Origin of the sequence: Pseudomonas sp. NY15181, from assembly GCF_048068055.1 — a bacterium.
Taxonomy (GTDB): Bacteria; Pseudomonadota; Gammaproteobacteria; order Pseudomonadales; family Pseudomonadaceae; genus Pseudomonas.
Genome location: NZ_JBLUPT010000001.1, coordinates 1,135,087 through 1,155,622, shown reverse-complemented (window position 1 = coordinate 1,155,622; position 20,536 = coordinate 1,135,087). Strand labels below are relative to the sequence as shown.

21 protein-coding genes and 1 pseudogene are annotated in these 20,536 nt (G+C 66.0%); 14 read left to right on the top strand and 8 right to left on the bottom strand.

Translation table 11 applies throughout. The features are described 5' to 3' along the window. Positions 1-28 precede the first annotated feature (28 nt). The 9 genes from ccoG to ACNFBT_RS05265 all read left to right on the top strand — a co-directional run bounded on the left by ccoG (position 29) and on the right by ACNFBT_RS05265 (position 9,736). Positions 29-1,444: a cytochrome c oxidase accessory protein CcoG gene (gene ccoG / locus ACNFBT_RS05305; protein ID WP_416747085.1), complete on the top strand. Its 1,416-nt coding sequence runs from the start codon at positions 29-31 to the stop codon at positions 1,442-1,444. Positions 1,445-1,575: 131 nt separating this feature from the next. Then, positions 1,576-2,121 (top strand): FixH family protein, encoded by a 546-nt coding sequence (locus ACNFBT_RS05300; RefSeq protein ID WP_416747083.1) that lies wholly within the window; start codon positions 1,576-1,578, stop codon positions 2,119-2,121. Beyond that, complete coding sequence (locus ACNFBT_RS05295; RefSeq protein ID WP_416747081.1) at positions 2,118-4,595, top strand: heavy metal translocating P-type ATPase; 2,478 nt, start codon at positions 2,118-2,120, stop codon at positions 4,593-4,595. Before ACNFBT_RS05300 ends, ACNFBT_RS05295 begins: the two co-directional genes overlap by 4 nt. A gap of 1 nt (position 4,596) precedes the next feature. Beyond that, positions 4,597-4,818, top strand: coding sequence for a cbb3-type cytochrome oxidase assembly protein CcoS (gene ccoS, locus ACNFBT_RS05290; RefSeq protein ID WP_416747079.1), 222 nt, complete (start codon positions 4,597-4,599; stop codon positions 4,816-4,818). After that, on the top strand, positions 4,811-5,536 hold the full coding sequence (locus ACNFBT_RS05285; RefSeq protein ID WP_416747077.1) for a sulfite exporter TauE/SafE family protein: 726 nt from the start codon (positions 4,811-4,813) through the stop codon (positions 5,534-5,536). The genes ccoS and ACNFBT_RS05285 overlap by 8 nt, the downstream gene beginning before the upstream one ends. A 72-nt stretch (positions 5,537-5,608) precedes the next feature. Next, a complete protein-coding gene (hemN, locus tag ACNFBT_RS05280; RefSeq protein ID WP_416747075.1) occupies positions 5,609-6,991 on the top strand; it encodes an oxygen-independent coproporphyrinogen III oxidase in 1,383 nt (460 codons plus the stop codon). A gap of 252 nt (positions 6,992-7,243) precedes the next feature. Next, on the top strand, positions 7,244-7,978 hold the full coding sequence (anr, locus tag ACNFBT_RS05275; protein ID WP_015477764.1) for a transcriptional regulator Anr: 735 nt from the start codon (positions 7,244-7,246) through the stop codon (positions 7,976-7,978). 103 nt (positions 7,979-8,081) lie between these two features. Continuing rightward, the gene (locus ACNFBT_RS05270) at positions 8,082-8,630 is read left to right on the top strand and encodes an adenine phosphoribosyltransferase (protein WP_416747072.1); all 549 of its coding nucleotides are present in this window, start codon (positions 8,082-8,084) and stop codon (positions 8,628-8,630) included. Between the two features lie 275 nt (positions 8,631-8,905). After that, on the top strand, positions 8,906-9,736 hold the full coding sequence (locus tag ACNFBT_RS05265; RefSeq protein WP_416747070.1) for a metal-dependent hydrolase: 831 nt from the start codon (positions 8,906-8,908) through the stop codon (positions 9,734-9,736). A gap of 348 nt (positions 9,737-10,084) precedes the next feature. Here ACNFBT_RS05265 and ACNFBT_RS05260 read toward each other — a convergent pair whose 3' ends face one another. Together ACNFBT_RS05260 and ACNFBT_RS05255 are read right to left on the bottom strand one after the other, a co-directional pair. After that, entirely contained in the window at positions 10,085-10,480 is a 396-nt protein-coding gene (locus ACNFBT_RS05260) for a GFA family protein (protein ID WP_416747068.1), read from the bottom strand. Positions 10,481-10,523: 43 nt separating this feature from the next. Further along, positions 10,524-11,219 (bottom strand): TetR family transcriptional regulator, encoded by a 696-nt coding sequence (locus tag ACNFBT_RS05255; RefSeq protein WP_416747066.1) that lies wholly within the window; start codon positions 11,217-11,219, stop codon positions 10,524-10,526. 77 nt (positions 11,220-11,296) lie between these two features. Here ACNFBT_RS05255 and ACNFBT_RS05250 point away from each other — a divergent pair. Next, positions 11,297-12,879, top strand: a pseudogene (locus ACNFBT_RS05250) (flavin-containing monooxygenase). Beyond that, the gene (locus tag ACNFBT_RS05245) at positions 12,876-13,766 is read left to right on the top strand and encodes an SDR family NAD(P)-dependent oxidoreductase (RefSeq protein ID WP_416747064.1); all 891 of its coding nucleotides are present in this window, start codon (positions 12,876-12,878) and stop codon (positions 13,764-13,766) included. The pseudogene ACNFBT_RS05250 and the gene ACNFBT_RS05245 overlap by 4 nt, the downstream one beginning before the upstream one ends. 70 nt (positions 13,767-13,836) lie before the next feature. Here the strand turns inward: ACNFBT_RS05245 and ACNFBT_RS05240 are convergent, their stop codons facing one another. Beyond that, positions 13,837-14,649 (bottom strand): class I SAM-dependent methyltransferase, encoded by an 813-nt coding sequence (locus tag ACNFBT_RS05240; RefSeq protein WP_416747062.1) that lies wholly within the window; start codon positions 14,647-14,649, stop codon positions 13,837-13,839. A gap of 29 nt (positions 14,650-14,678) precedes the next feature. Then, positions 14,679-14,951: a DUF4242 domain-containing protein gene (locus tag ACNFBT_RS05235; protein ID WP_416747060.1), complete on the bottom strand. Its 273-nt coding sequence runs from the start codon at positions 14,949-14,951 to the stop codon at positions 14,679-14,681. Positions 14,952-15,212: 261 nt separating this feature from the next. On the opposite strand from ACNFBT_RS05235, the gene ACNFBT_RS05230 reads away from it, so the two are divergent. After that, a complete protein-coding gene (locus ACNFBT_RS05230; protein WP_416747058.1) occupies positions 15,213-16,181 on the top strand; it encodes an AraC family transcriptional regulator in 969 nt (322 codons plus the stop codon). 98 nt (positions 16,182-16,279) lie between these two features. On the opposite strand, the gene ACNFBT_RS05225 is transcribed toward ACNFBT_RS05230, so the two are convergent. Next, on the bottom strand, positions 16,280-17,428 hold the full coding sequence (locus tag ACNFBT_RS05225; protein ID WP_416747056.1) for an acyl-CoA dehydrogenase family protein: 1,149 nt from the start codon (positions 17,426-17,428) through the stop codon (positions 16,280-16,282). Positions 17,429-17,504: 76 nt separating this feature from the next. Further along, complete coding sequence (gene ftrA, locus ACNFBT_RS05220; RefSeq protein WP_416747054.1) at positions 17,505-18,473, bottom strand: transcriptional regulator FtrA; 969 nt, start codon at positions 18,471-18,473, stop codon at positions 17,505-17,507. Positions 18,474-18,566: 93 nt separating this feature from the next. Between ftrA and ACNFBT_RS05215 the strand changes: the two genes are divergently transcribed. After that, a complete protein-coding gene (locus ACNFBT_RS05215; RefSeq protein WP_416747052.1) occupies positions 18,567-19,010 on the top strand; it encodes a rhodanese-like domain-containing protein in 444 nt (147 codons plus the stop codon). Next, a complete protein-coding gene (locus ACNFBT_RS05210; RefSeq protein ID WP_416747050.1) occupies positions 19,004-19,477 on the top strand; it encodes a GNAT family N-acetyltransferase in 474 nt (157 codons plus the stop codon). Before ACNFBT_RS05215 ends, ACNFBT_RS05210 begins: the two co-directional genes overlap by 7 nt. Here ACNFBT_RS05210 and recR read toward each other — a convergent pair. Beyond that, a complete protein-coding gene (gene recR, locus ACNFBT_RS05205; RefSeq protein WP_416747048.1) occupies positions 19,474-20,073 on the bottom strand; it encodes a recombination mediator RecR in 600 nt (199 codons plus the stop codon). The genes ACNFBT_RS05210 and recR overlap by 4 nt on opposite strands. 133 nt (positions 20,074-20,206) lie before the next feature. After that, on the bottom strand, positions 20,207-20,533 hold the full coding sequence (locus tag ACNFBT_RS05200; protein ID WP_017516839.1) for a YbaB/EbfC family nucleoid-associated protein: 327 nt from the start codon (positions 20,531-20,533) through the stop codon (positions 20,207-20,209). Positions 20,534-20,536: the final 3 nt, after the last annotated feature.

Below are 20,536 nucleotides of genomic sequence, written 5' to 3'. Positions count from 1 at the left end.
CGCCCTCCCGCTGCCGTGGAATGCACTGATGAGCGAACAGATTCCCGTCCATGACGTCACACCGCCCGCCAAGGGCAAGGGTGAGAGCGTCGACCTCTATGCCTCTCGGGAAAAAATCTACACCCGAGCCTTCACCGGATTCTTCCGAAATCTCCGAATGGCTGGAGGCGCCTTCCTCTTCCTCCTCTACTTCGGCACCGTCTGGTTGACCTGGAACGGTCGCCAGGCAGTCCTCTGGGACCTGCCCGAGCGCAAGTTCTACATCTTCGGGGCGACCTTCTGGCCCCAGGACTTCATCCTCCTCTCCGGCCTGCTGATCATTGCCGCCTTCGGCCTGTTCTTCATCACGGTGTTCGCCGGCCGCGTCTGGTGCGGCTACACCTGCCCGCAGAGCGTGTGGACCTGGATCTTCATGTGGTGCGAGAAAGTCACCGAAGGTGACCGCAACCAGCGCATGAAGCTCGACAAGGCCGCCATGAGCGGCAACAAGGTGCTGCGCAAGGTCGCCAAGCACAGCCTGTGGCTGCTGATCGGCCTGGTCACCGGCCTGACCTTCGTCGGCTATTTCGCCTCCATCCGCGAGCTGCTGGTGGACCTGGTGACCGGCGAGGCCGACGGCTGGGCCTACTTCTGGGTCGGCTTCTTCACCCTTGCCACCTACGGCAACGCCGGCTGGCTGCGCGAGCAGGTGTGCATCTACATGTGCCCCTACGCGCGCTTCCAGAGCGTGATGTTCGACAAGGACACCCTGATCGTCTCCTACGACCCGCGCCGCGGCGAAACCCGTGGCCCGCGCAAGAAGACCGTGGACTACAAGGCCCAGGGCCTGGGCGACTGCATCGACTGCACCATGTGCGTGCAGGTCTGCCCCACCGGCATCGACATTCGTGACGGTCTGCAGATCGAGTGCATCGGCTGCGCCGCCTGCATCGACGCCTGCGACAGCATCATGGACAAGATGAACTACCCGCGCGGGCTGATCAGCTACACCACAGAACACAACCTGTCCGGGCAGAAGACCCACCTGGTGCGCCCGCGCCTGATCGGCTACGCCATCGCCCTGTGCGTGATGATCGGCCTGTTGGTCACCGCCGTGGTGATCCGCCCGCTAGTGGGCTTCGACGTCAGCAAGGACCGCGTGCTCTACCGCGAGAACGCCGAAGGCCGAATCGAAAACGTGTACAGCCTGAAGATCATGAACAAGGATCAGCAGGACCACACCTACGTACTCGGCGCCAAGGGCATGGACGGCCTGATCCTGGAAGGCAAGAAGGAAATCTCGGTGGCTGCCGGCGATATCGTCAGCATGCCGGTGGAACTCTCCATCGATCCGGAGAAGCTGCCCTCCACCACCAACGAGATCAGCTTCACCATCCAGTCGGTGGACACCCCGTCCATCAGCAAGGAATCCTCCAGCCGCTTCATCGGTCCGCGCGTTCGTTGAACCGCGGCTGAACGAATTGGCACCCCATGTTACGCATGGGGTGCCAGTGTCGAGCGAAGCACGTAGAATCCGCCCGCCCCTGCAACGGGCAGACCGCGCCAGCGCGGGCCATTCCAGCGAGAGACAAGAGAATGCAATCGGCCATGAAAACGCCCGTGGAACCCTGGTACAAGCACCTCTGGCCGTGGATCATCATCGGCATGCTGGCCATCTCGGTGTTCCTCAGCCTGATGATGGTCAACATCGCGGTGAACAACCAGGACTCCCTGGTCAGCGACAACTACTACGAGGCCGGCAAGGGCATCAACCGCTCCCTCGACCGCGAGCACCTGGCGCAACAGCTCAAGCTCCAGGCGAAAATCAGCTTCGACGAACTGACCGGTGAAATCGACCTGCGCCTCTCCGGCGGCAGCCACCCGGACAAGCTCACCCTCAACCTGCTCTCCCCCACCTTGGAAGCCCAGGACAAGCACATCGACCTGCTGCCCAGCCCGGTCGAGCCCGGCCGCTACACCGGCAGCCTCGACGCCGCCGTCAAGGGCCGTCGCTTCGTCGAGCTGCTCGGTCAGGAAAACGGCCAGGCCTGGCGTCTGTTCGAAGAAGAGAAAGTCGCCCCCGGCGGTTCGTTCGTCCTTGGCGACGAGCCCCTCAAGGGAGACGAAGCCGAGCGCCCATGAGCGCCCCGCTGCCCTGTTACCACTGCGCCCTGCCGGTTCCAGCCGGCAGCCGCTTCACGGCGCAGGTCCTTGGTGAAACCCGCGAATTCTGCTGCCCGGGCTGCCAGGCCGTGGCCGAGGCCATAGTCGCCGGCGGCCTGGAAGGTTATTACCGCCACCGCACCGAGGCGGCGCCCAACCCCGACGTGCTGCCCGAACAGCTCAGCGACGAGCTGAAGCTGTTCGACCGCCCCGACGTACAGCAGCCCTTCGTCCGGCACGAGGGCGAGCTCGCGGAAACCACTCTGATCCTGGAAGGCATCAGCTGCGCCGCCTGTGGCTGGCTGATCGAGAAGCACCTCAAGGGCCTGCCGGCCATTGCCGAGGCCGGCCTCAACCTGTCCAACCACCGCCTCCATGTGCGCTGGTCCGACAGCCAGATGCCCCTGAGTGCGCTGCTGGCCGAACTGCGCAAGATCGGCTACGCCGCCCACCCTTACCAGCCCGACCGCGCCGCCGAGCAGTTGCACGAAGAAAACCGCCGCTCCCTGCGCCAACTGGGCGTCGCCGGTCTGCTGTGGTTCCAGGCGATGATGGCAACCATGGCCACCTGGCCGGAGTTCAACATCGACCTCAGCCCCGAGTTGCACGAAATCCTGCGCTGGGTGGCGATGTTCCTCACCACACCGATCGTCTTCTATTCCTGCCAGCCGTTCTTCCGCGGCGCCTTGCGCGACCTGCGCACCCGCCACCTGACCATGGACGTCTCGGTGTCCCTGGCCATCGGCGGCGCCTACCTCGCAGGTATCTGGACCGCCGTCACCGGCAGTGGCGACCTGTACTTCGACGCCGTCGGCATGTTCGCCCTGTTCCTGCTCTCCGGCCGCTACCTGGAGCGCCGCGCTCGCGAACGGACCGCCGCAGCCACCGCACAACTGGTCAACCTGCTGCCCGCCTCCTGCCTGCGCCTGGACGACAGCGGCCAGAGCACCCGCGTCCTGCTCAGCGAGCTGAAAGTCGGCGACCTTGTACTGGTGCAGCCCGGCGCAGTGATTCCCGCCGACGGCCGGATCCTCGACGGCCAGTCCAGCGTCGACGAATCCCTGCTCACCGGCGAGTACCTGCCGCAACCGCGCCAGACCGGCGACGGCGTCACCGGCGGCACACTGAACGTGGAAGGCCCGCTGACCGTGCAGGTCAGCGCCCTGGGCAGCGACAGCCGGCTCTCCGCCATCGTCCGCCTGCTGGAGCGCGCCCAATCGGACAAGCCGCGCCTCGCCGAGCTCGCCGACAAGGCCGCGCAATGGTTCCTTGTCGCCCTGCTGGTGATGGCCGCCGTGGTCGGCCTGTTCTGGTGGCAGCACGACGCCTCTCGTGCCTTCTGGGTGGTGCTGGCAATGCTGGTGGCGACCTGCCCCTGCGCCCTCTCCCTGGCCACGCCCACCGCGCTCACCGCCGCCACCGGCAGCCTGCACAAGCTCGGCCTGCTGCTGACCCGTGGCCATGTGCTGGAAGGCCTGAACCACATCGACACGGTGATCTTCGACAAGACCGGCACCCTCACCGAAGGCCGCCTGACCTTGCGCGCCGTGCGCCCGCTGGGCGACCTCGACAGCGACACCTGCCTGGCCCTGGCGGCGGCGCTGGAAAACCGCTCCGAACACCCCATCGCCCGTGCCTTCGGCCGTGCGCCGCAACCCGCCGAGGGCGTCGAGAGCCATCCGGGCCTGGGCCTGGAAGGCCAGGTGGGCGAGCGCCGTCTGCGCATCGGCGAACCTGCCTTCGTCTGCGCCCTGAGCCACAGCGTGGCGCCCGCGCACCCGCATGAGCCCGGCCAATGGCTGCTGCTCGGGGATGAGCGCGGCGCACTGGCCTGGCTGGTGCTGGACGACCGCATCCGCGACGACGCCGCCGCCCTCCTCGAGGCCTGCCGCGCCCGTGGCTGGCGCACCCTGCTGCTCTCCGGCGACAGCTCGCCGATGGTCGGCCGCGTCGCCGCCGAACTGGGCATCGACGACTGCCGGGGCGGCCTGCGCCCCGACGACAAGCTGGAAGTCCTGCGCCAATTGCACCAGGAAGGCCGCCGCGTGCTGATGCTCGGCGATGGCGTGAACGACGTCCCGGTGCTGGCCGCCGCCGACATCAGCGTCGCCATGGGCTCGGCCACCGACCTGGCCAAGACCAGCGCCGACGCCGTGCTGCTGTCCAACCGCCTGGACAGCCTGGTGCAGGCCTTCAGCCTGGCGCGCCGCACCCGCCGGGTAATCATCGAGAACCTGATCTGGGCAGGGTTGTACAATGGGCTCATGTTGCCCTTCGCCGCCCTCGGCTGGATCACGCCCGTGTGGGCCGCGGTGGGCATGTCGATCAGCTCGCTTACCGTGGTGCTCAACGCCCTGCGCCTGACCCGGCTGCCGAAGGGCGGCGAGGCCCCATTAGCGACCACCGCCCAGTCGACCATCCCGCCAGCGGTCCCGGCGCTGCCACGGAGTTGAAATGCCCGCACTCTACGTCATGATCCCGATCGCCATGCTGATCGTCGGTATCTGCATCTGTATTTTCTTCTGGGCAGTGAACAGCGGCCAGTACGACGACATGGACAGCCCGGCCCACAGCATCCTGTTCGACGACGAAGACCCCAAGCACCAGGCCGGCATCGACGAAGCCGAAGGTGCTGCAGCCGCAGGTGAGCAGCCGCAGGACAAGCGCGATGCCTGAGCTGGCGCCCCTGCTGGCGTCTGCGCTGATCCTCGGCCTGCTCGGTGGAGGTCACTGCCTGGGCATGTGCGGCGGCCTGATGGGCGCGCTGACCATGGCGATCCCGCCGGAACAACGCGCGCGACGCCTGCGCCTGCTGCTGGCCTACAACCTCGGACGCATCCTCAGCTACGCCTGCGCGGGGCTGCTGCTCGGCCTCGCCGGCTGGGCCATCGCCCGCACGCCGTTCGCCTCGGCGCTGCGCATCATCGCCGGCCTGCTGCTGATCGCCATGGGTCTGTACCTGGCCGGCTGGTGGAGCGGCCTGACCCGCATCGAAGCGCTCGGTCGCGGCCTGTGGAAGCACATCCAGCCCTTCGCCAGCCGCCTGCTGCCGGTGGCCACGGTTCCGCGTGCGCTGCTGCTGGGCGCCCTGTGGGGCTGGCTGCCCTGCGGTCTGGTCTACAGCACCCTGCTGTGGGCCACCAGCCAGGGCTCGGCGGTGGACAGCGCGCTGCTGATGCTCGCCTTCGGCCTGGGCACCTGGCCGGTGCTGCTGGCCACCGGCCTTGCGGCGGAGCGCATCACCGCCCTGCTGCGCAAACGCAGCGTGCGCATGGCCGGCGGCATCCTGGTCATCCTCTTCGGCCTCTGGACCCTGCCCGGTCCGCACCAGGCATGGATCATGGGCCACGAGATGCACGCCAGCACCGGCCATACCCACCACAAAGCCGCTTGATACAGGTCAACAGGCCTCTGTCGGACTCTCCCTAGACTGCGCAGGAAAAGCTCGCCAACCGGGGACCTCGGCATGCTCGACAATATTCGCTGGGACGCAGATCTGATCCGCCGCTACGATCTGTCCGGCCCGCGCTACACCTCCTATCCCACAGCCGTGCAGTTCCACGAAGGCGTCGGCCCCTTCGACCTGCTGCACGCGCTGCGCGATAGCCAGAAGGCACAGCGCCCGCTCTCGCTCTACGTGCACATCCCGTTCTGCGCGAACATCTGCTACTACTGCGCCTGCAACAAGGTCATCACCAAGGACCGCGGCCGCAGCGTGCCCTACCTCGCCCGGCTGATCCGCGAGATCGAGATCGTCAGCCGTCACCTGGGGCGAGCGCAGCAGGTCGAGCAACTGCACTTCGGCGGCGGCACCCCGACCTTCCTCAGCTCCGGCCAGTTGCGCGAGCTGATGGGCCAGTTGCGCACGCATTTCCACCTTCTGGACGACGACTCCGGCGACTACGGCATCGAGATCGACCCGCGCGAGGCCGACTGGTCGACCATGGGCCTGCTCCGCGAGCTGGGCTTCAATCGCATCAGCCTCGGCGTACAGGACTTCAACCTGGAAGTGCAGCAGGCCGTGAACCGCCTGCAGAGCCTCGACGAAACCCGCGCCATCATCGACGCGGCACGTACGCTGCAGTACCGCTCGATCAACATCGACCTGATCTACGGCCTGCCCAAGCAGAACCCCGACAGCTTCGCCCACACCGTCGAACAGGTCATCGCCCTGCAGCCCAACCGGCTCTCGGTGTTCAACTACGCGCACCTGCCGGAACGCTTCATGCCGCAACGCCGGATCAACGCCGACGACCTGCCCTCCCCCGGGCAGAAACTGGAAATGCTCCAGCGCACCACCGAACAGCTGGAAGCCGCCGGCTACCGCTACATCGGCATGGATCACTTCGCCCTGCCGGACGACGAGCTGTCCATGGCCCAGGAAGACGGCACCCTGCAACGCAACTTCCAGGGCTACACCACCCATGGCCATTGCGACCTGGTCGGGCTCGGCGTCTCGGCGATCAGCCAGATCGGCGACCTCTACAGCCAGAACAGCAGCGACATCGCCGACTACCAGAGCTCGCTGGACCAGAGCCAACTCGCCACCCGTCGCGGCCTGCACTGCAACAAGGACGACATCATCCGCCGCGCGGTGATCCAGCAACTGATCTGCCACTTCCAGCTGGCCTTCGAGGAGATCGAAGAGCTCTACAACATCGACTTCCGTGGCTACTTCAACGAAATCTGGCCGGAGCTGGAACGCTTCGCCGCCGACGGCCTGATCAGCCTCAGCCCGCGCGGCATCGATGTCAGCGCCTCGGGCCGGTTGCTGGTACGCAGCCTCTGCATGCTGTTCGACCGCTACCTGCCGACACAGAACCTGCAACGCTTCTCGCGGGTCATCTGACCCGCCCGGCAACGCGACAGACGGCCGAGGCCGACTGTCGCACCCGTTGCAACAGGATATGTCCGACACCTGAGCATGTAGGAACAGCCCTGAATCGGCCCTCTTCGGACAGCCTCGAGCTGTTTCGAAGCCTTCCCGCGCCACCCCCTCCTTCGCTCAAACGGCCGATTCAGACAGGTCGGCAACTGGCGCCGAGTCCTCCGACTGGGGTACCCTTCGTTTTTGTGTGCCTACCCACTCAAGGAACTCCCTATGGCCGAAACCATCAAAGTGCGCGCCCTACCCCAAGCACACTGCAAGGATTGCAGCCTGGCGCCCCTTTGCCTGCCCCTGTCGCTGAACACCAACGACATGGATGCCCTGGATGAAATCGTCAAGCGCGGCCGACCGCTGAAGAAAGGCGAATTCCTGTTCCGCCAGGGCGACGCTTTCGGCTCCGTCTTCGCGGTGCGCTCCGGTGCGCTGAAGACCTTCAGCATCACCGACGGCGGCGAGGAACAGATCACCGGCTTCCACCTGCCCAGCGAACTGGTCGGCCTCTCCGGCATGGACACCGAGAGCTACCCGGTGTCGGCCCAGGCACTGGAAACCACCTCGGTGTGCGAGATTCCCTTTGAGCGCCTGGACGAGCTGTCCGAGCAACTGCCGCAACTGCGCCGCCAGCTGCTGCGGGTGATGAGCCGCGAAATCCGCGACGACCAGCAAATGATGATGCTGCTGTCGAAGAAGACCGCCGACGAGCGCATCGCCACCTTCCTGGTGAACCTCTCCGCACGCTTCCGCGCCCGCGGCTTCTCGGCCCAGCAGTTCCGCCTGGCCATGTCGCGCAACGAGATCGGCAACTACCTGGGCCTGGCGGTGGAAACCGTCTCCCGCGTGTTCACCCGCTTCCAGCAGAACGGCCTGATCGCCGCCGAAGGCAAGGAAGTGCACATCCTCGACTCCATCGAGCTGTGCGCCCTGGCTGGGGGCCAGCTGGAAAGCTGATCGATCGGTTGACTTTCCGGTCATCGAAAACGGGCTCGCCAACTGGCGGGCCCGTTATACTTCCGCCCTTGAAAACTCCGCGTCCATCAGGTGCACAACCAGCATGATCCTCAACCAACTCGACCTGAAGTCCGTGATCCGTGCCGTTCCCGACTTTCCCAAGCCCGGCGTCATGTTCCGTGACATCACCCCGCTGTTCCAGTCGCCGCGAGCCCTGCGCTTCGTCGCCGACAGCTTCATCCAGCGCTACGTCGAGGCCGACTTCACCCACATCGGCGCCATGGATGCGCGCGGCTTCCTGATCGGCTCGATCATCGCCTACGAGCTGAACAAGCCCCTGGTGTTGTTCCGCAAGCGCGGCAAGCTGCCGGCCGACGTGCTCTCCCAGGCCTACGAGACCGAGTACGGCGAGGCCCTGCTGGAAGTCCACGCCGACAGCCTGTGCGAAGGCGACAACGTGCTGATCTTCGATGACCTGATCGCCACCGGCGGCACCCTGCTGGCCGCAGCGCAACTGGTACGCCGCATGGGCGCCAGCGTGTTCGAGGCCGCCGCGATCATCGACCTGCCGGAGCTGGGTGGTTCGACCAAGCTCAACGACGCGCAGATCCCCACCTACAGCCTGACTGCCTTCGCCCTCGACGAGCAGTGACAGACCGCTATCGGTAGGAAACGGGCGCCCAGGCGCCCGTTTTCGTTTCCGCCCCACTGCAAGCAGAGGCCCCATCCAATGGCTGGTCGTGGCCCGTTTGGCCTGATCAGACCCGCCCATGACCGGATATGACCTGGCGATTGTCCGACAAGACTCCGAACATGACATCAGCTAATGACACATTCCGAGGTGGCATAGCGAACTAACGACAGGGCCTGCCCGGGTCGCCGCCCCTGCCGCGCGCCACCCTCCCGCACAACAACAAGGAGTTAGTCATGAACGCCAGCACCACGCCGATCCGCGCCAACTTCCCAGTCCGCCGCATGGATTTCAGCTTCAGCGAAACGCCGAAATACTGGTGGGATGGGCAACCCTTCATGACCCACTTCATGAACAACCTGTCCTCGCTGTTCCCCTATGGCGAGAAGTTCTTCGTCGACAGCGTGCGCGCCGTGCGCGAGCGCATTCAGGACCCGCAACTGCAGAAGGACGTCAGCGCCTTCATCGGCCAGGAAGCCATGCACTCCAAGGAGCACGCGGCCTACAACGAGTACGCCGACGAGCACGGCATCGACCTGGAGACCCTGGAACTGCGCATCAAGGTCCTGCTGGAAAGCATCAGCAAGGTCACCACCAAGAAGCACCAGCTGGCGATCACCTGCGCCCTTGAGCATTTCACCGCGACCATGGCCGAGCAGCTACTCAAGCGCGAAGACCTCAGCAGCCAGATGAAGTCGGACAAGATGTACAAGCTGTGGATGTGGCACGCTGTCGAGGAAAACGAGCACAAGGCGGTAGCCTATGACGTCTACCAGCAGGTCTACGGCGGCTACTTCACCCGTACCGCGGTGATGCTGCTGACCACCGTGATCTTCCTCGGCGTCATCGCCGGCTTCCAGATCAACCTGCTGCGCCGTGACGGCCAGCTGTTCAACTGGCGCAGCTGGAAGCACGGCCTGGGCGTGCTGCTGCACCCGCGTCGGGGCTACTTCGTCAACCTGATCCGTCCGTGGCTGGATTATTTCCGCCCCGGCTTCCATCCCTTCGATCATGACACCAAGGCGCTGGAAACCCGCTGGAAGGACCAACTGGATTTCGCGGGCTGATCTTCACGCTGGAACGAAAACGCCAGGCATTACCTGGCGTTTTCGTGGCGCGGCACAGTCTTCATGCCAAGGCATTTCGCAGGAACGGACCTTCTCCGCGATGCCTTTCAGCGGTAGCGAGCCCTTCGCGGACAAGGTCCGCTCCTACGAGATCAAGAGCCCCTCACCCCTGCCCTCTCCCAAAGGGAGAGGGGGTAGTCCGAGCCGGCTGACGCCAAGGTTTCGTCCTGCACCGAACGGTCCCCTCTCCCTCCGGGAGAGGGCTAGGGTGAGGGAAAGCCCAGGCGCAGACCGTCCGGAAGAAGACGGTTGCTCCTTCGAAAGCAATAGCCGTCACCGCGGGTGGCGTCAGCCCTCCTGCCGGCGCGGCAGATCGTCAACTGTGTCGAACCACGACAACTGCGACGAACACCAGATATGGCATTGCGGCTTCACCAGCTCCGGCTCGTCCAGGGTCACGCTGTTGAGCCCCACCGTCTCGCCATCACGCACGCGAAACTCCAGCGGCATGCCGCACTTCACGCAGAAGCGCCGCTCGCCCTCCTCACTGGAGCGCCACATGCCCAGTTCACCGGGCAGATACTGGAACCCCGTCAGCGGAATCACCGCCCAGGGCACCGCCGGCGCGGCATTGGATTTCTGGCAGATGCGGCAGTGGCAGTAGCCGGTTTCCGCAGGCTCGACATCCACCCGGTAGCGCACCGCGCCGCAGGCGCAGCCGCCGAACAGGGGCAAGGGCAACATGGCACTCTCCTGCACAGGGCAACCCGGTAACGCGAAAGAAGACTCAGAGCCTAGCCAGCATGCCGAAGGTCTGCAGCACCGCAACGCCGGTGAAGAGCAACAGGATTTGTCGCCCGGCCAGGGCGCAGAGCTCCGTGCGCTGCTCCGGCGGGCGTTCCAGATAATCCAGCGATTGCTGGAACAGCTGCCGGCTGATCAAGCGCGACAACTGGTTCAACTCGCCCTCGTCGATCTCCGGAAGCAGGTGGAACTGGCGGATGTCCTCGGCCATGTCCTCGCCAAACTCGTCCATCACCCGTGCCAGCGCCGCGCGCAGGACCGGCGACGGGCCATGCAGCTCGCGCATGCCGATGATGAAGGCCTCCGGGTGGCGCTCGACGAAGTCGAAGAACAGCCGCACGGTTTCTCGCGTCACCCGCAGGCCTCGCTCCAGGTCCAGACCGAAGGGCACGCTGGCGGCGCCCTGCCCCGGTTGCGCGCGCTCGGCGGCTTCGCGGCGCAGGTCGCGCAGCGGCTGGCGCAACTGGGTAGCGATGTCGCGGATGATCGCCAGGCCCAGGTCGTCCACATCGTCGAAGTGCCGGTAGAAGGTGTTGGGATTCAACCCCGCTTCCCGCGCCAGCTCGCGCAGCCCCAGACTGCTCAGGCTGCGCCGGCCCGACGCCAGGCGCAACGCCGCATCCATCAACGCCCGCTTGCCCGCGGCTTCCGCCGGTCGTTCGTCCTGTCCGATTTCCATGAGATTCGTGCCCGACCCCATCTTAGGTTGGCTGTTGCAGAGGTATACAGATGTCTACATTCGTAGCACGTAGACAGTTGTATACGCCAGCAACAATCATAACAGGAGCTTGGCTATGGGTACCCAACCTAAGACTGCCCCGAGCAGACACTGCAAAGTCGCCATTATCGGCACCGGGTTTTCCGGGCTGGGCATGGCGATCCGCCTGAAGCAGGAAGGCGAGAACGACTTCCTGCTGTTCGAGAAGGACGCCGGCGTCGGCGGTACCTGGCGGGTCAACAACTACCCGGGCTGCGCCTGCGACGTGCAATCCCATGTCTACTCCTTCTCCTTCGAGCCGAATCCGGACTGGACGCGCATGTTCGCCCGCCAGCCGGAAATCCGCGCGTACCTTGAGAACTGCTGGAAGAAGTACCGCCTGGAAGACAAGACCCTGCTCAATACCGAGATGCTGCGCTTCGAATGGAACGACGAGCAGCAGCTCTGGCACCTGTTCGACGCCGCTGGCAACCACTACACCGCCAAGGCCGTGGTCTCGGGCATGGGCGCCCTGTCGATCCCCTCGATCCCGGCGCTCAAGGGCCTGGAGAACTTCCAGGGCAAGGCCTTCCACTCCCAGCAGTGGGACCATGATTACGACCTCAAGGGCAAGCGCGTCGCCGTGATCGGCACCGGCGCCTCCGCAATCCAGTTCGTCCCGGAAATCCAGCCGCTGGTGGCCAAGCTCGACCTCTACCAGCGCACCGCACCGTGGATCCTGCCCAAGCCCGATCGCGCCATCAGCGAGAAGGAACGCGCACGCTTCCGCCACTTCCCGGCCGTGCAGAAACTCTGGCGCGGCGCGCTCTACAGCATGCTCGAAGGCCGCGTGCTGGGCTTCACCTTCGCGCCCTGGGCAATGAAGCTGGTGGGCAGGCTGGCCGAGCGCTTCATCCGCCAGCAGATCAAGGACCCGGACCTGCGCCGCAAGCTGACCCCCGACTACACCATCGGCTGCAAGCGCGTGCTTATGTCGCACAACTACTACCCGGCGCTGGCCGCCTCCAACGCCTCGGTGATCGTCGACGGCATCCGCGAGATCAAGTCGAACAGCATCATCACCAGCGACGGCCGCGAGCGGCAGGTGGACGCCATCATCTTCGGCACCGGCTTCACCGCCAACGACCCGATCCCGCGCGGCGTGGTGTTCGGCAAGAACAGCATGGACCTGCTCGACACCTGGCAGAACGGCCCCGAAGCCTACAAGGGCACCATGACCCGTGGCTTCCCCAACCTGTTCTTCCTGATGGGCCCGAACACCGGCCTGGGCCACAACTCCATGGTCTACATGATCGAATCGCAGATCGCCTACGTGCTGGGCGCCATCAAGCTGATGGACCGCCGCGAGCTGCATAGCGTCGAAGTGAAGCAAGAGGTGCAGGAGCGCTGGAACGAGAAGCTGCAGCGCGGCCTCAACCACAGCGTGTGGAATACCGGCGGCTGCATGAGCTGGTACCTGCACCCGGTGAGCGGGCGCAACTGCACCCTGTGGCCGGGCTTCACCTGGCGCTTCCGCGCGCTGACCAGCCAGTTCGACCCGTCCGCCTATCATCTGAAGGCCAAACCCCTGAGCAGCCCCGTCGTCCAACCGCAACGCCACGCCGAGGAGGTGCCGGCATGAAGAACTTCGAGAACAAAGTCGCCGCCATCACCGGCGCGGGCTCCGGCATCGGCCGCGCCCTGGCCATCGAACTGGCCTCCCGTGGCTGCCACCTGGCGCTGGCGGACGTGAACGCCTCCGGCCTGGAGGAAACCCGCCAGTTGCTCACGTCCAGCGGCGTACGCGTCTCCATCGACACAGTGAACGTCGCCGACCGCGAGCAGGTACACGCCTGGGCGGACAAGGCTGCCCGCGAGCACGGCAAGGTCAACCTGGTGTTCAACAACGCTGGCGTCGCCCACGCCGGCACCGTGGAAGCCAGCGACTACGAAGAGTACGAGTGGATCACCAACATCAACTTCTGGGGCGTGGTCTACGGCACCAAGGCCTTCCTGCCGCACCTGAAGGCCTCCGGCGACGGCCACGTGGTCAACGTCTCCAGCGTGTTCGGCCTGTTCTCCCAGCCAGGCATGAGCGCCTACAACGCCACCAAGTTCGCCGTGCGCGGTTTCACCGAGTCGTTGCGCCAGGAACTGGACATGGAGCGCAGCGGCGTCTCCGCGAGCTGCGTGCATCCCGGCGGGATCAAGACCAACATCGCCAAGACTGCGCGGATGAACGACAGCATGGTCAAGGTCACCGGCCAGAACGCGGAAGCCGCGCGCACCCAGTTCAACGACCAATTACTGCGCACCACCCCGCAGAAAGCCGCGCAGGTGATCATCCGTGGCGTGGAGCGCGACTCGCGGCGCATCCTGATCGGCCCGGACGCCCACGCCATCGACGTGATGCTGCGCCTGCTGCCGGTCTGGTACCAGAAAGTGGTCACCGTCAGCATGGGCCTGGCCAAGCGCTTCGCCCCCAAGCCCAAGCGCAAGCAGGGTGCTGAAGGCGTCGAGGCCAAGTAAGCCCCCCTTTTCTCTCTCGGACCGGCGCCCACCCGCTACCCCTGGGTGGGCGCCGTTTTTTTGCGTCGATTCAGCGGCGGGTCAGCACCACCTCCAGATACTCGCTGGGCACCACCAGTGACGACGGGCCGGCACGATTGCTCGCCTCCAGCAGATGCGTCAGGTCGCGTTCCAGCCCTTTCGCCTCAGCCTCGGGCAGGCTGGCAAAGGCCTTGTGCAGCGGGCCGTACCAGTCGCGGAAGACCTCGATGAAATGCGCCGCCGAGCGATAGCGGAAGTTGAAGATCTGCCGCGAGGCACGCAATTCGCTGATCGAATCGCCGAACAGCTCGCGCAGATTCTCCTCCCGCCCCCAGGCCGACGGCGGACGTACGCCGGCAGCCGGCGGCACGTAGCCCGAGAGCACCTTGAACAGTTGCCCGATGAAGCCTTCCGGCGTCCAGTTGGCCAGGCCGATGCGCCCACCGGAACGGCAGACCCGCGCCAGCTCCGCAGCCGCCTTCGGCTGGTCGGGGGTGAACATCACGCCGAAGGTCGAGACGACAGCGTCGAAGCTGCCCGCCTCGAAGGGCAAGGCTTCGGCATCGGCCTCGCGGAACTCCACGTCCAGATGCTCGGCTCGGGCGCGCTCGGCGCCCAGTTCCAGCAGGCGCGGCACATAGTCGGTGGACACGACCCGGCAACCGCGCCGGGCCGCCGCCAGGGTGGCATTGCCGTTGCCGGCGGCGACATCCAGCACCCGCTCGTCGCAAAGCAGGTCACAGGCTTCGGCAAGGCGTTCGCCGACGATCTGCAGGGTGGTGCCGATCACGGCGTAGTCGCCGCTGGCCCAGGTGGCCATCTGGCGTTGTTTCAGGGCATTGAGATCTACGGCGGTGCTCATCTGTGCATCTCCAGGCCGTGCAGGCGCGCTCATTCGGCGGTGGTCGGGTCGATGATGTTGACGACCTGCGATATCCGGTTCGCCGGGAATCCACCGAGGCTCGCGTGCTCACGCACGGTGGCCTCGTCGGGGGCGATGTACACGCAGTAGATGCGGTCGGCGACCACGTAGCTGTGCAGCCATTGGATCTGTGGGCCGAGCTGATTCAGGACTTTGCAGGACTTCTGCGCGATGGCTTTGAAATCGCGCTCGGACAGGGTGCCGGCGCCAGGGATTTCGCGCTCGATAACGAACTTGGGCATGACATTCTCCGGTGGGTGGGAACGGACGGGGACCGCAACCTCCCGCACCTTCATACTGCGCCGAGCGCCGGATGCAGTCCTGCTCCAGCGTCGGCCTTCCCTGCCCGATCGTCCGGCGGCCCGCCGCAGCTTCGCTTTCACGCCCAGACTTTGGAGAAAGCCCTGCTCGGAGGGACACTCCATGAGCTCGGAAACCAACCTCGCCGCCCAGCAAAGCCTCGAACGCCCGGTGCGCCTGGATATCGACAGTGGAGCCGATTGATGGATGCCCTGTCGGAAACCCTGCGCGTGGTGCGGCTGGTGGGCGCGATCTTCATCAATGCGCGCTTCACCGCCCCCTGGTGCTACCAGTCGCCCCGCGCCGACTCGGTGGTGGAGCTGCTGGAGCCCGGTGCCGAACAATTGGTGATCTTCCACCTGATCACCGAGGGCGAATGCTTCGTCGAGATGGGCAAGGCCGTACCGGAAAAGCTGGTGGCCGGCGACGCGGTACTGTTTCCCCAGGGCCACGCCCACCGCATGACGTCGCAGCCCGGCGTGCCGCCAGCCAGCGGTGCGCAGCTGGGAGCGGTGCTCGCTCGCCGCCCCCGTCAATTGAGCTACGGCGGTGGCGGCGCGACGACCCGGCTGGTGTGCGGCTACCTGGCCTGCGACGCCCGACTGGCCCGGCTGCTGCTGGCGGGCCTGCCGGCCCTGGTGAAGGTCAATGTGCGCGGGTCCGCCGCGGGCGCCTGGCTGGAGTCCTCGGTGCGCTACGCCCTGGCCGAGGCGCGCTCGCCCCGTCCCGGCGGCGCCGGTGTATTGGCCAAGCTGGCGGAAGTGCTGTTCATCGAAGTGCTGCGCCTGTACATGGCGCAGCAAGGTGAAGATCACATCGGCTGGCTGGCCGGACTGCACGACCGCATCGTCGGCTGCGCCCTCGGCGAGTTGCACAAGTCGCCCGCCCACGCCTGGAGCCTGGAAGAGCTGGCTCGCCGCGCCGGCACCTCGCGCTCGGTGCTGGCCGAGCGCTTCCAGTGTCTGGTCGGCTGCCCGCCCATGCAGTACCTGACCCAGTGGCGGATGCTTCTGGCCGCCAACCTGCTGCGCGGCAGCAACGCCCCGCTGGCGCGCATCGCCGAAGATGTCGGCTACCAGACGGACACGGCCTTCAGCCGTGCCTTTCGCCGCGAATACGGCTGCCCGCCAGCGGCCTGGCGACGGAGCCAGGCCGCTGGCGCACGCGTCTAGCTTTTCGTAGGAGCGAGCTTGCTCGCGAACGAATCTCGCAGCGGGGCAGGTTCGCGAGCAAGCTCGCTCCTACAGAACAACCCCACTGGCACGCTCTCCTACAGCCCCATCTGCTTGGCAATGATCTCATTCATGATCTCCCGCGTACCGCCGCCGATGGAGAGGATGCGGTTGTCGCGGTACAGCCGCTCCACCAGGCTCTCGCGCATGTAGCCCATGCCGCCCAGGGCCTGTACCGCGTCGTAGGTCACCCGGTCGGCGACGTCGGTAGCAAAGTTCTTGGCCATGGAGATTTCCTTGATCACGCTCTTGCCGGCGGCCATCTTCGCCGCCTGGCGGTAGGTGAACTCGCGGGAAACTTCGACCTGGGTGGCCATCTCCGCCAGCCGATGCTTGAGCACCTGGAATTTGCCGATCGGCTTGCCGAAGGCCTCACGCTCGCGGCACCAGGCCAGGGCTTCGTCCAGCGCCAGCTGCGCGGTCATGTTGGCCATGATCGCCAGCGCCAGGCGCTCGCTCTGGAAGTTCGCCATGATGCAGGCGAAGCCCATGTTCTCGGCGCCGATCAGGTTCTGCGCGGGCACCTTGCAATCATCGAAGAACAGCTCGGCGGTGTCGGAGGCCCACCAGCCCATCTTCTTCAGCTTGCGGCTGACGCTGAAGCCCGGCGTGCCCTTCTCCACCAGCAACAGGCTGACGCCGCCGAAGCCGTCGCCGCCGGTGCGCACGGCCACGGTGTAGTAGTCGGCGCGCACGCCGCTGGTGATGAAGGTCTTGCTGCCGCTTACACGGTAGTGGTCACCATCGCGCACGGCGCGGGTCTTCAGGCTGGCAACGTCGGAGCCGCCGGACGGCTCGGTGACCGCCAACGCCATGATCTTCTCGCCGGACAGGACCTGCGGCGCGATGCGCTCGCGCAGCTCCGGGCGGCCCCACTTGATCAGCGGCGGCAGGCCGATGTCCAGCGAGCCCAGGCCCGCCACCAACCCTCCGGAGCCACAACGCATCAACTCCTCGCTGGCCGCCACCTTGGCGAACAGGTCGCCCTCGTGGCTGCCGCCCAGCGCTTCGGGGTAGCCGATGCCGAGGATGCCGGCCTCGCCCGCCTTGCGGTACAGCTCGCGGGGAAATTCTTCGGCTTCCTCCCACTCGGCGACGTGGGGCAGGATTTCCCGCTCGACGAAGCGCCGCACGCTGTCGCGGACCAGGCGGTGGCTGTCATCGAAGTATTCGGTGAACACGGACATGGCAAGGCTCCAGGCGATTTGCCTGAAAACTTACCGAGCGCTTGCTTGGTTTACAAGGCGAGACACCCGCCATCGGCTAGGACAGATGCGCCGTCCCGAACCGCTCGCGGTACGCCGAAGGTGCTACCCCCGCCGCGCTACGGAACGCGTTGCGGAAGCTTTCCACGGTGCCGAAGCCGCATTGCTCGGCGATCCGCTCGACGCTGTCAGCGCTGCTCTCCAGCAGCTCGCGGGCGCGAAGCATGCGCTCGTGCTGCAGCCAGGCCTTGGGCGTCATGCCGGTCGCTTCGCTGAAACGGCGCAGGAAGGTGCGCTCGCTCATTGCCATGCGGCCCGCCAGCTCGCCCACGGAAATCGACCGGTCCAGCCGCTGCCGGGCCCAATCCAGCAGCCCAGCGAGGTCATGCCGGGACGCCTTCGCCACCGGCGCGGGAATGAACTGCGCCTGTCCGCCTCCGCGCTGCGGCGACATCACCAGCCGGCGCGCGACGGTGTTGGCGACCTGCGCGCCGAAATCCCGCGCCACCAGATGCAGGCAGGCGTCGATACCGGCCGCGCTGCCGGCGGAAGTGATCACTTGACCGGCATCCACATAGAGCACCTGGGCATCGACCTCGATGGCGGGGAATCGCTCGGCCAACTCCCGGGAATAGCGCCAGTGCGTGGTCGCCCGCTGGCCATCGAGCAGCCCGGAAGCGGCCAGGACAAAGACGCCGGAGCAGATCGAGAGCAACCGAGCGCCTTCGGCATATGCCCTTTGCAGTGCCGCGACCAGCGCGGCCGGTGGCGCCTCGGCGCGATTGCGCCAGCCGGGAACGATGATGGTGCCGGCCGTCGCCATCGCCTCCTGGCCGGCGTCGGCCAGCACCCGCACGCCACCCAGCGCGCGCATCGGTCCCTCGTCCACAGCAACGATGCGCTGGCGATACCAGGGAAAATCGAACTCCGGGCGCGGCAGGCCGAAGATTTCCACGGCGATGCCGAATTCGAAGGTGCACAGGCCGTCGTAGGCGAGAACGGCGACCTCCAGGGGATCACGCTGCATTTGGCGGAAAACTTCCGATCACTGTCCAGAGCGCCACTGTAGCGGTCTTTTAGCCAGTCTTACAGTGGCTCCCTCTTCCACAGGAGCCTCACCATGCCCAGCCTTGTCAGCCAGATCCCCGCCGCCCTGCCCACCGATGCCCTCGCCCACTTCAGCCGCCGGCTGGCCTTCGAGACCGACTGCTCGGACGTCAACCACGCCCTGCGGAACGGCGAACAGGATTTCGTCCTGCTGGATGTGCGCAACGCCGCCGCCTTCGCCCGCGGCCATGTGCCCGGCGCGCTGAACCTGCCCACACGGGAGATCGATGCGCGGCGCATGGCGCAGTTTCCGTCTGGCACCCTGTTCGTCGTCTATTGCGCCGGCCCGCACTGCAACGGCGTGCACCGCGCAGCCGCGAAGCTCGCCGCACTGGGCCTGCCGGTGAAAGAGATGATCGGTGGCGTGACTGGTTGGCTAGATGAAGGCCTGGCCCTGGTCGGCGTAACAGGCGACCCACTGCGCCAGGGTGGCGAAGGCATCGCCTGCGCATGCTGAAGGTCCGCACGGCAAGGCCGGAGGATGTTCCGGCCCTGCTCGAACTGATGCGCGCGCTGGCGGCGTTCGAGGGGTATCTCGACGAGTTCGCGGTGGACGCCGAAGCATTGCACCTCCGCGCTTTCGGGCCGGCAGCGCAATGCCAGGTGTTCGTCGCCGAATCGGACACGCTGCAGGGCTATGCCGTCGCGCTGAGCATTCCTTTCACCTACGACCTGCGCCCGACTGTGCGGCTGAAGGAACTGTATGTCGCGGAGAATGGACGCAACCGCGGAATCGGTGAGCGGCTCATGCAGTGTGTGGCGAGCTGGGCACGGGACCGGGGCGCTGGACGGCTGCTCTGGGACGTCCTGGCCGGCAACGACGCGGCCGAGCGCTTCTACGGACGCCTTGGCGGCCGGCGCGAACGGAAATGGTTGGCCTACGAAATGGACGCACCGGCGCTGGAGCGCCTGGCGCGAACTTAATGACTGATGGGGCGGCGGCCCGCCAGGGCGTGTGCCAGGGTGCCGCCGTCCACCAGCTCCAGTTCGCCGCCCAGCGGTACGCCATGGGCGATGCGCGACAGGACCAGGCCGCCGCCACCGAGCAGCTGGGCGATGTAATGGGCGGTCGCCTCGCCTTCCACCGTCGGGTTGGTGGCGAGGATGACCTCGCTGAAACTGCCGGCCTTGATCCGCGCTTCCAGCTCGGGAATGCCGATGGCTTCCGGGCCGAGGCCGTCCAGCGGCGAGAGATGGCCCTTGAGCACGAAATAGCGCCCGCGATAACCGGTCTGCTCGACGGCGAACACGTCCAGCGGGCCCTCCACCACGCACAGCAGGCTGTCGTCGCGGCGCGGGTCGGAGCACTGGGGGCAGAACTCGTCTTCGGACAGGGTACGGCATTGCTTGCAGTGGCCAACGCCCTCCATCGCCTGGGTCAGCGCCTGGGCCAGGCGCAGGCCGCCGCTGCGGTCACGCTCCAGCAGCTGCAGCGCCATGCGCTGGGCACTCTTCTGCCCCACTCCGGGCAGGATGCGCAGGGCGTCGATCAGTTGGCGGATCAGCGGGCTGAAGCTCATGCGGCAATCTCAGGTTTCTGGAAGGTTAGAACGACTGTAGGAGCGAGCTTGCTCGCGAACCCTTGCCGAGCCACGAGGGCTGGAAGAGCGTTCGCGAGCAAGCTCGCTCCTACAGATCAGGATAACGCGTGGATCAGAATGGCATCTTGAAGCCGGGCGGGAGCTGCATGCCAGCAGTCATGCCGGACATCTTCTCCTGGTTGTTCTGCTCGATCTTGCGCACGGCATCGTTCACCGCGGCGGCGATCAGGTCTTCGAGGATTTCCTTGTCCTCCTGCATCAGGCTGTCGTCGAGGCTGACGCGCTTGACGTCGTGGCGACCGGTCATCACCACACTCACCAGGCCGGCGCCGGACTGGCCGGTCACTTCGGCGTTGGCCAGCTCTTCCTGCATCTTCTGCATCTTTTCCTGCATCTGCTGGGCCTGCTTCATCAGGCCGGCCATGCCACCTTTCATCATGTC

Bases quoted from the DNA above. Each gene is read 5' to 3' on its own strand.
- ccoG (WP_416747085.1), top strand. From the start codon at position 29: ATGAGCGAACAGATTCCCGTCCATGACGTCACACCGCCCGCCAAGGGC.
- ACNFBT_RS05300 (WP_416747083.1), top strand. From the start codon at position 1,576: ATGCAATCGGCCATGAAAACGCCCGTGGAACCCTGGTACAAGCACCTC.
- ACNFBT_RS05295 (WP_416747081.1), top strand. From the start codon at position 2,118: ATGAGCGCCCCGCTGCCCTGTTACCACTGCGCCCTGCCGGTTCCAGCC.
- ccoS (WP_416747079.1), top strand. From the start codon at position 4,597: ATGCCCGCACTCTACGTCATGATCCCGATCGCCATGCTGATCGTCGGT.
- ACNFBT_RS05285 (WP_416747077.1), top strand. From the start codon at position 4,811: ATGCCTGAGCTGGCGCCCCTGCTGGCGTCTGCGCTGATCCTCGGCCTG.
- hemN (WP_416747075.1), top strand. From the start codon at position 5,609: ATGCTCGACAATATTCGCTGGGACGCAGATCTGATCCGCCGCTACGAT.
- anr (WP_015477764.1), top strand. From the start codon at position 7,244: ATGGCCGAAACCATCAAAGTGCGCGCCCTACCCCAAGCACACTGCAAG.
- ACNFBT_RS05270 (WP_416747072.1), top strand. From the start codon at position 8,082: ATGATCCTCAACCAACTCGACCTGAAGTCCGTGATCCGTGCCGTTCCC.
- ACNFBT_RS05265 (WP_416747070.1), top strand. From the start codon at position 8,906: ATGAACGCCAGCACCACGCCGATCCGCGCCAACTTCCCAGTCCGCCGC.
- ACNFBT_RS05260 (WP_416747068.1), bottom strand. From the start codon at position 10,480: ATGTTGCCCTTGCCCCTGTTCGGCGGCTGCGCCTGCGGCGCGGTGCGC.
- ACNFBT_RS05255 (WP_416747066.1), bottom strand. From the start codon at position 11,219: ATGGAAATCGGACAGGACGAACGACCGGCGGAAGCCGCGGGCAAGCGG.
- ACNFBT_RS05245 (WP_416747064.1), top strand. From the start codon at position 12,876: ATGAAGAACTTCGAGAACAAAGTCGCCGCCATCACCGGCGCGGGCTCC.
- ACNFBT_RS05240 (WP_416747062.1), bottom strand. From the start codon at position 14,649: ATGAGCACCGCCGTAGATCTCAATGCCCTGAAACAACGCCAGATGGCC.
- ACNFBT_RS05235 (WP_416747060.1), bottom strand. From the start codon at position 14,951: ATGCCCAAGTTCGTTATCGAGCGCGAAATCCCTGGCGCCGGCACCCTG.
- ACNFBT_RS05230 (WP_416747058.1), top strand. From the start codon at position 15,213: ATGGATGCCCTGTCGGAAACCCTGCGCGTGGTGCGGCTGGTGGGCGCG.
- ACNFBT_RS05225 (WP_416747056.1), bottom strand. From the start codon at position 17,428: ATGTCCGTGTTCACCGAATACTTCGATGACAGCCACCGCCTGGTCCGC.
- ftrA (WP_416747054.1), bottom strand. From the start codon at position 18,473: ATGCAGCGTGATCCCCTGGAGGTCGCCGTTCTCGCCTACGACGGCCTG.
- ACNFBT_RS05215 (WP_416747052.1), top strand. From the start codon at position 18,567: ATGCCCAGCCTTGTCAGCCAGATCCCCGCCGCCCTGCCCACCGATGCC.
- ACNFBT_RS05210 (WP_416747050.1), top strand. From the start codon at position 19,004: ATGCTGAAGGTCCGCACGGCAAGGCCGGAGGATGTTCCGGCCCTGCTC.
- recR (WP_416747048.1), bottom strand. From the start codon at position 20,073: ATGAGCTTCAGCCCGCTGATCCGCCAACTGATCGACGCCCTGCGCATC.
- ACNFBT_RS05200 (WP_017516839.1), bottom strand. From the start codon at position 20,533: ATGATGAAAGGTGGCATGGCCGGCCTGATGAAGCAGGCCCAGCAGATG.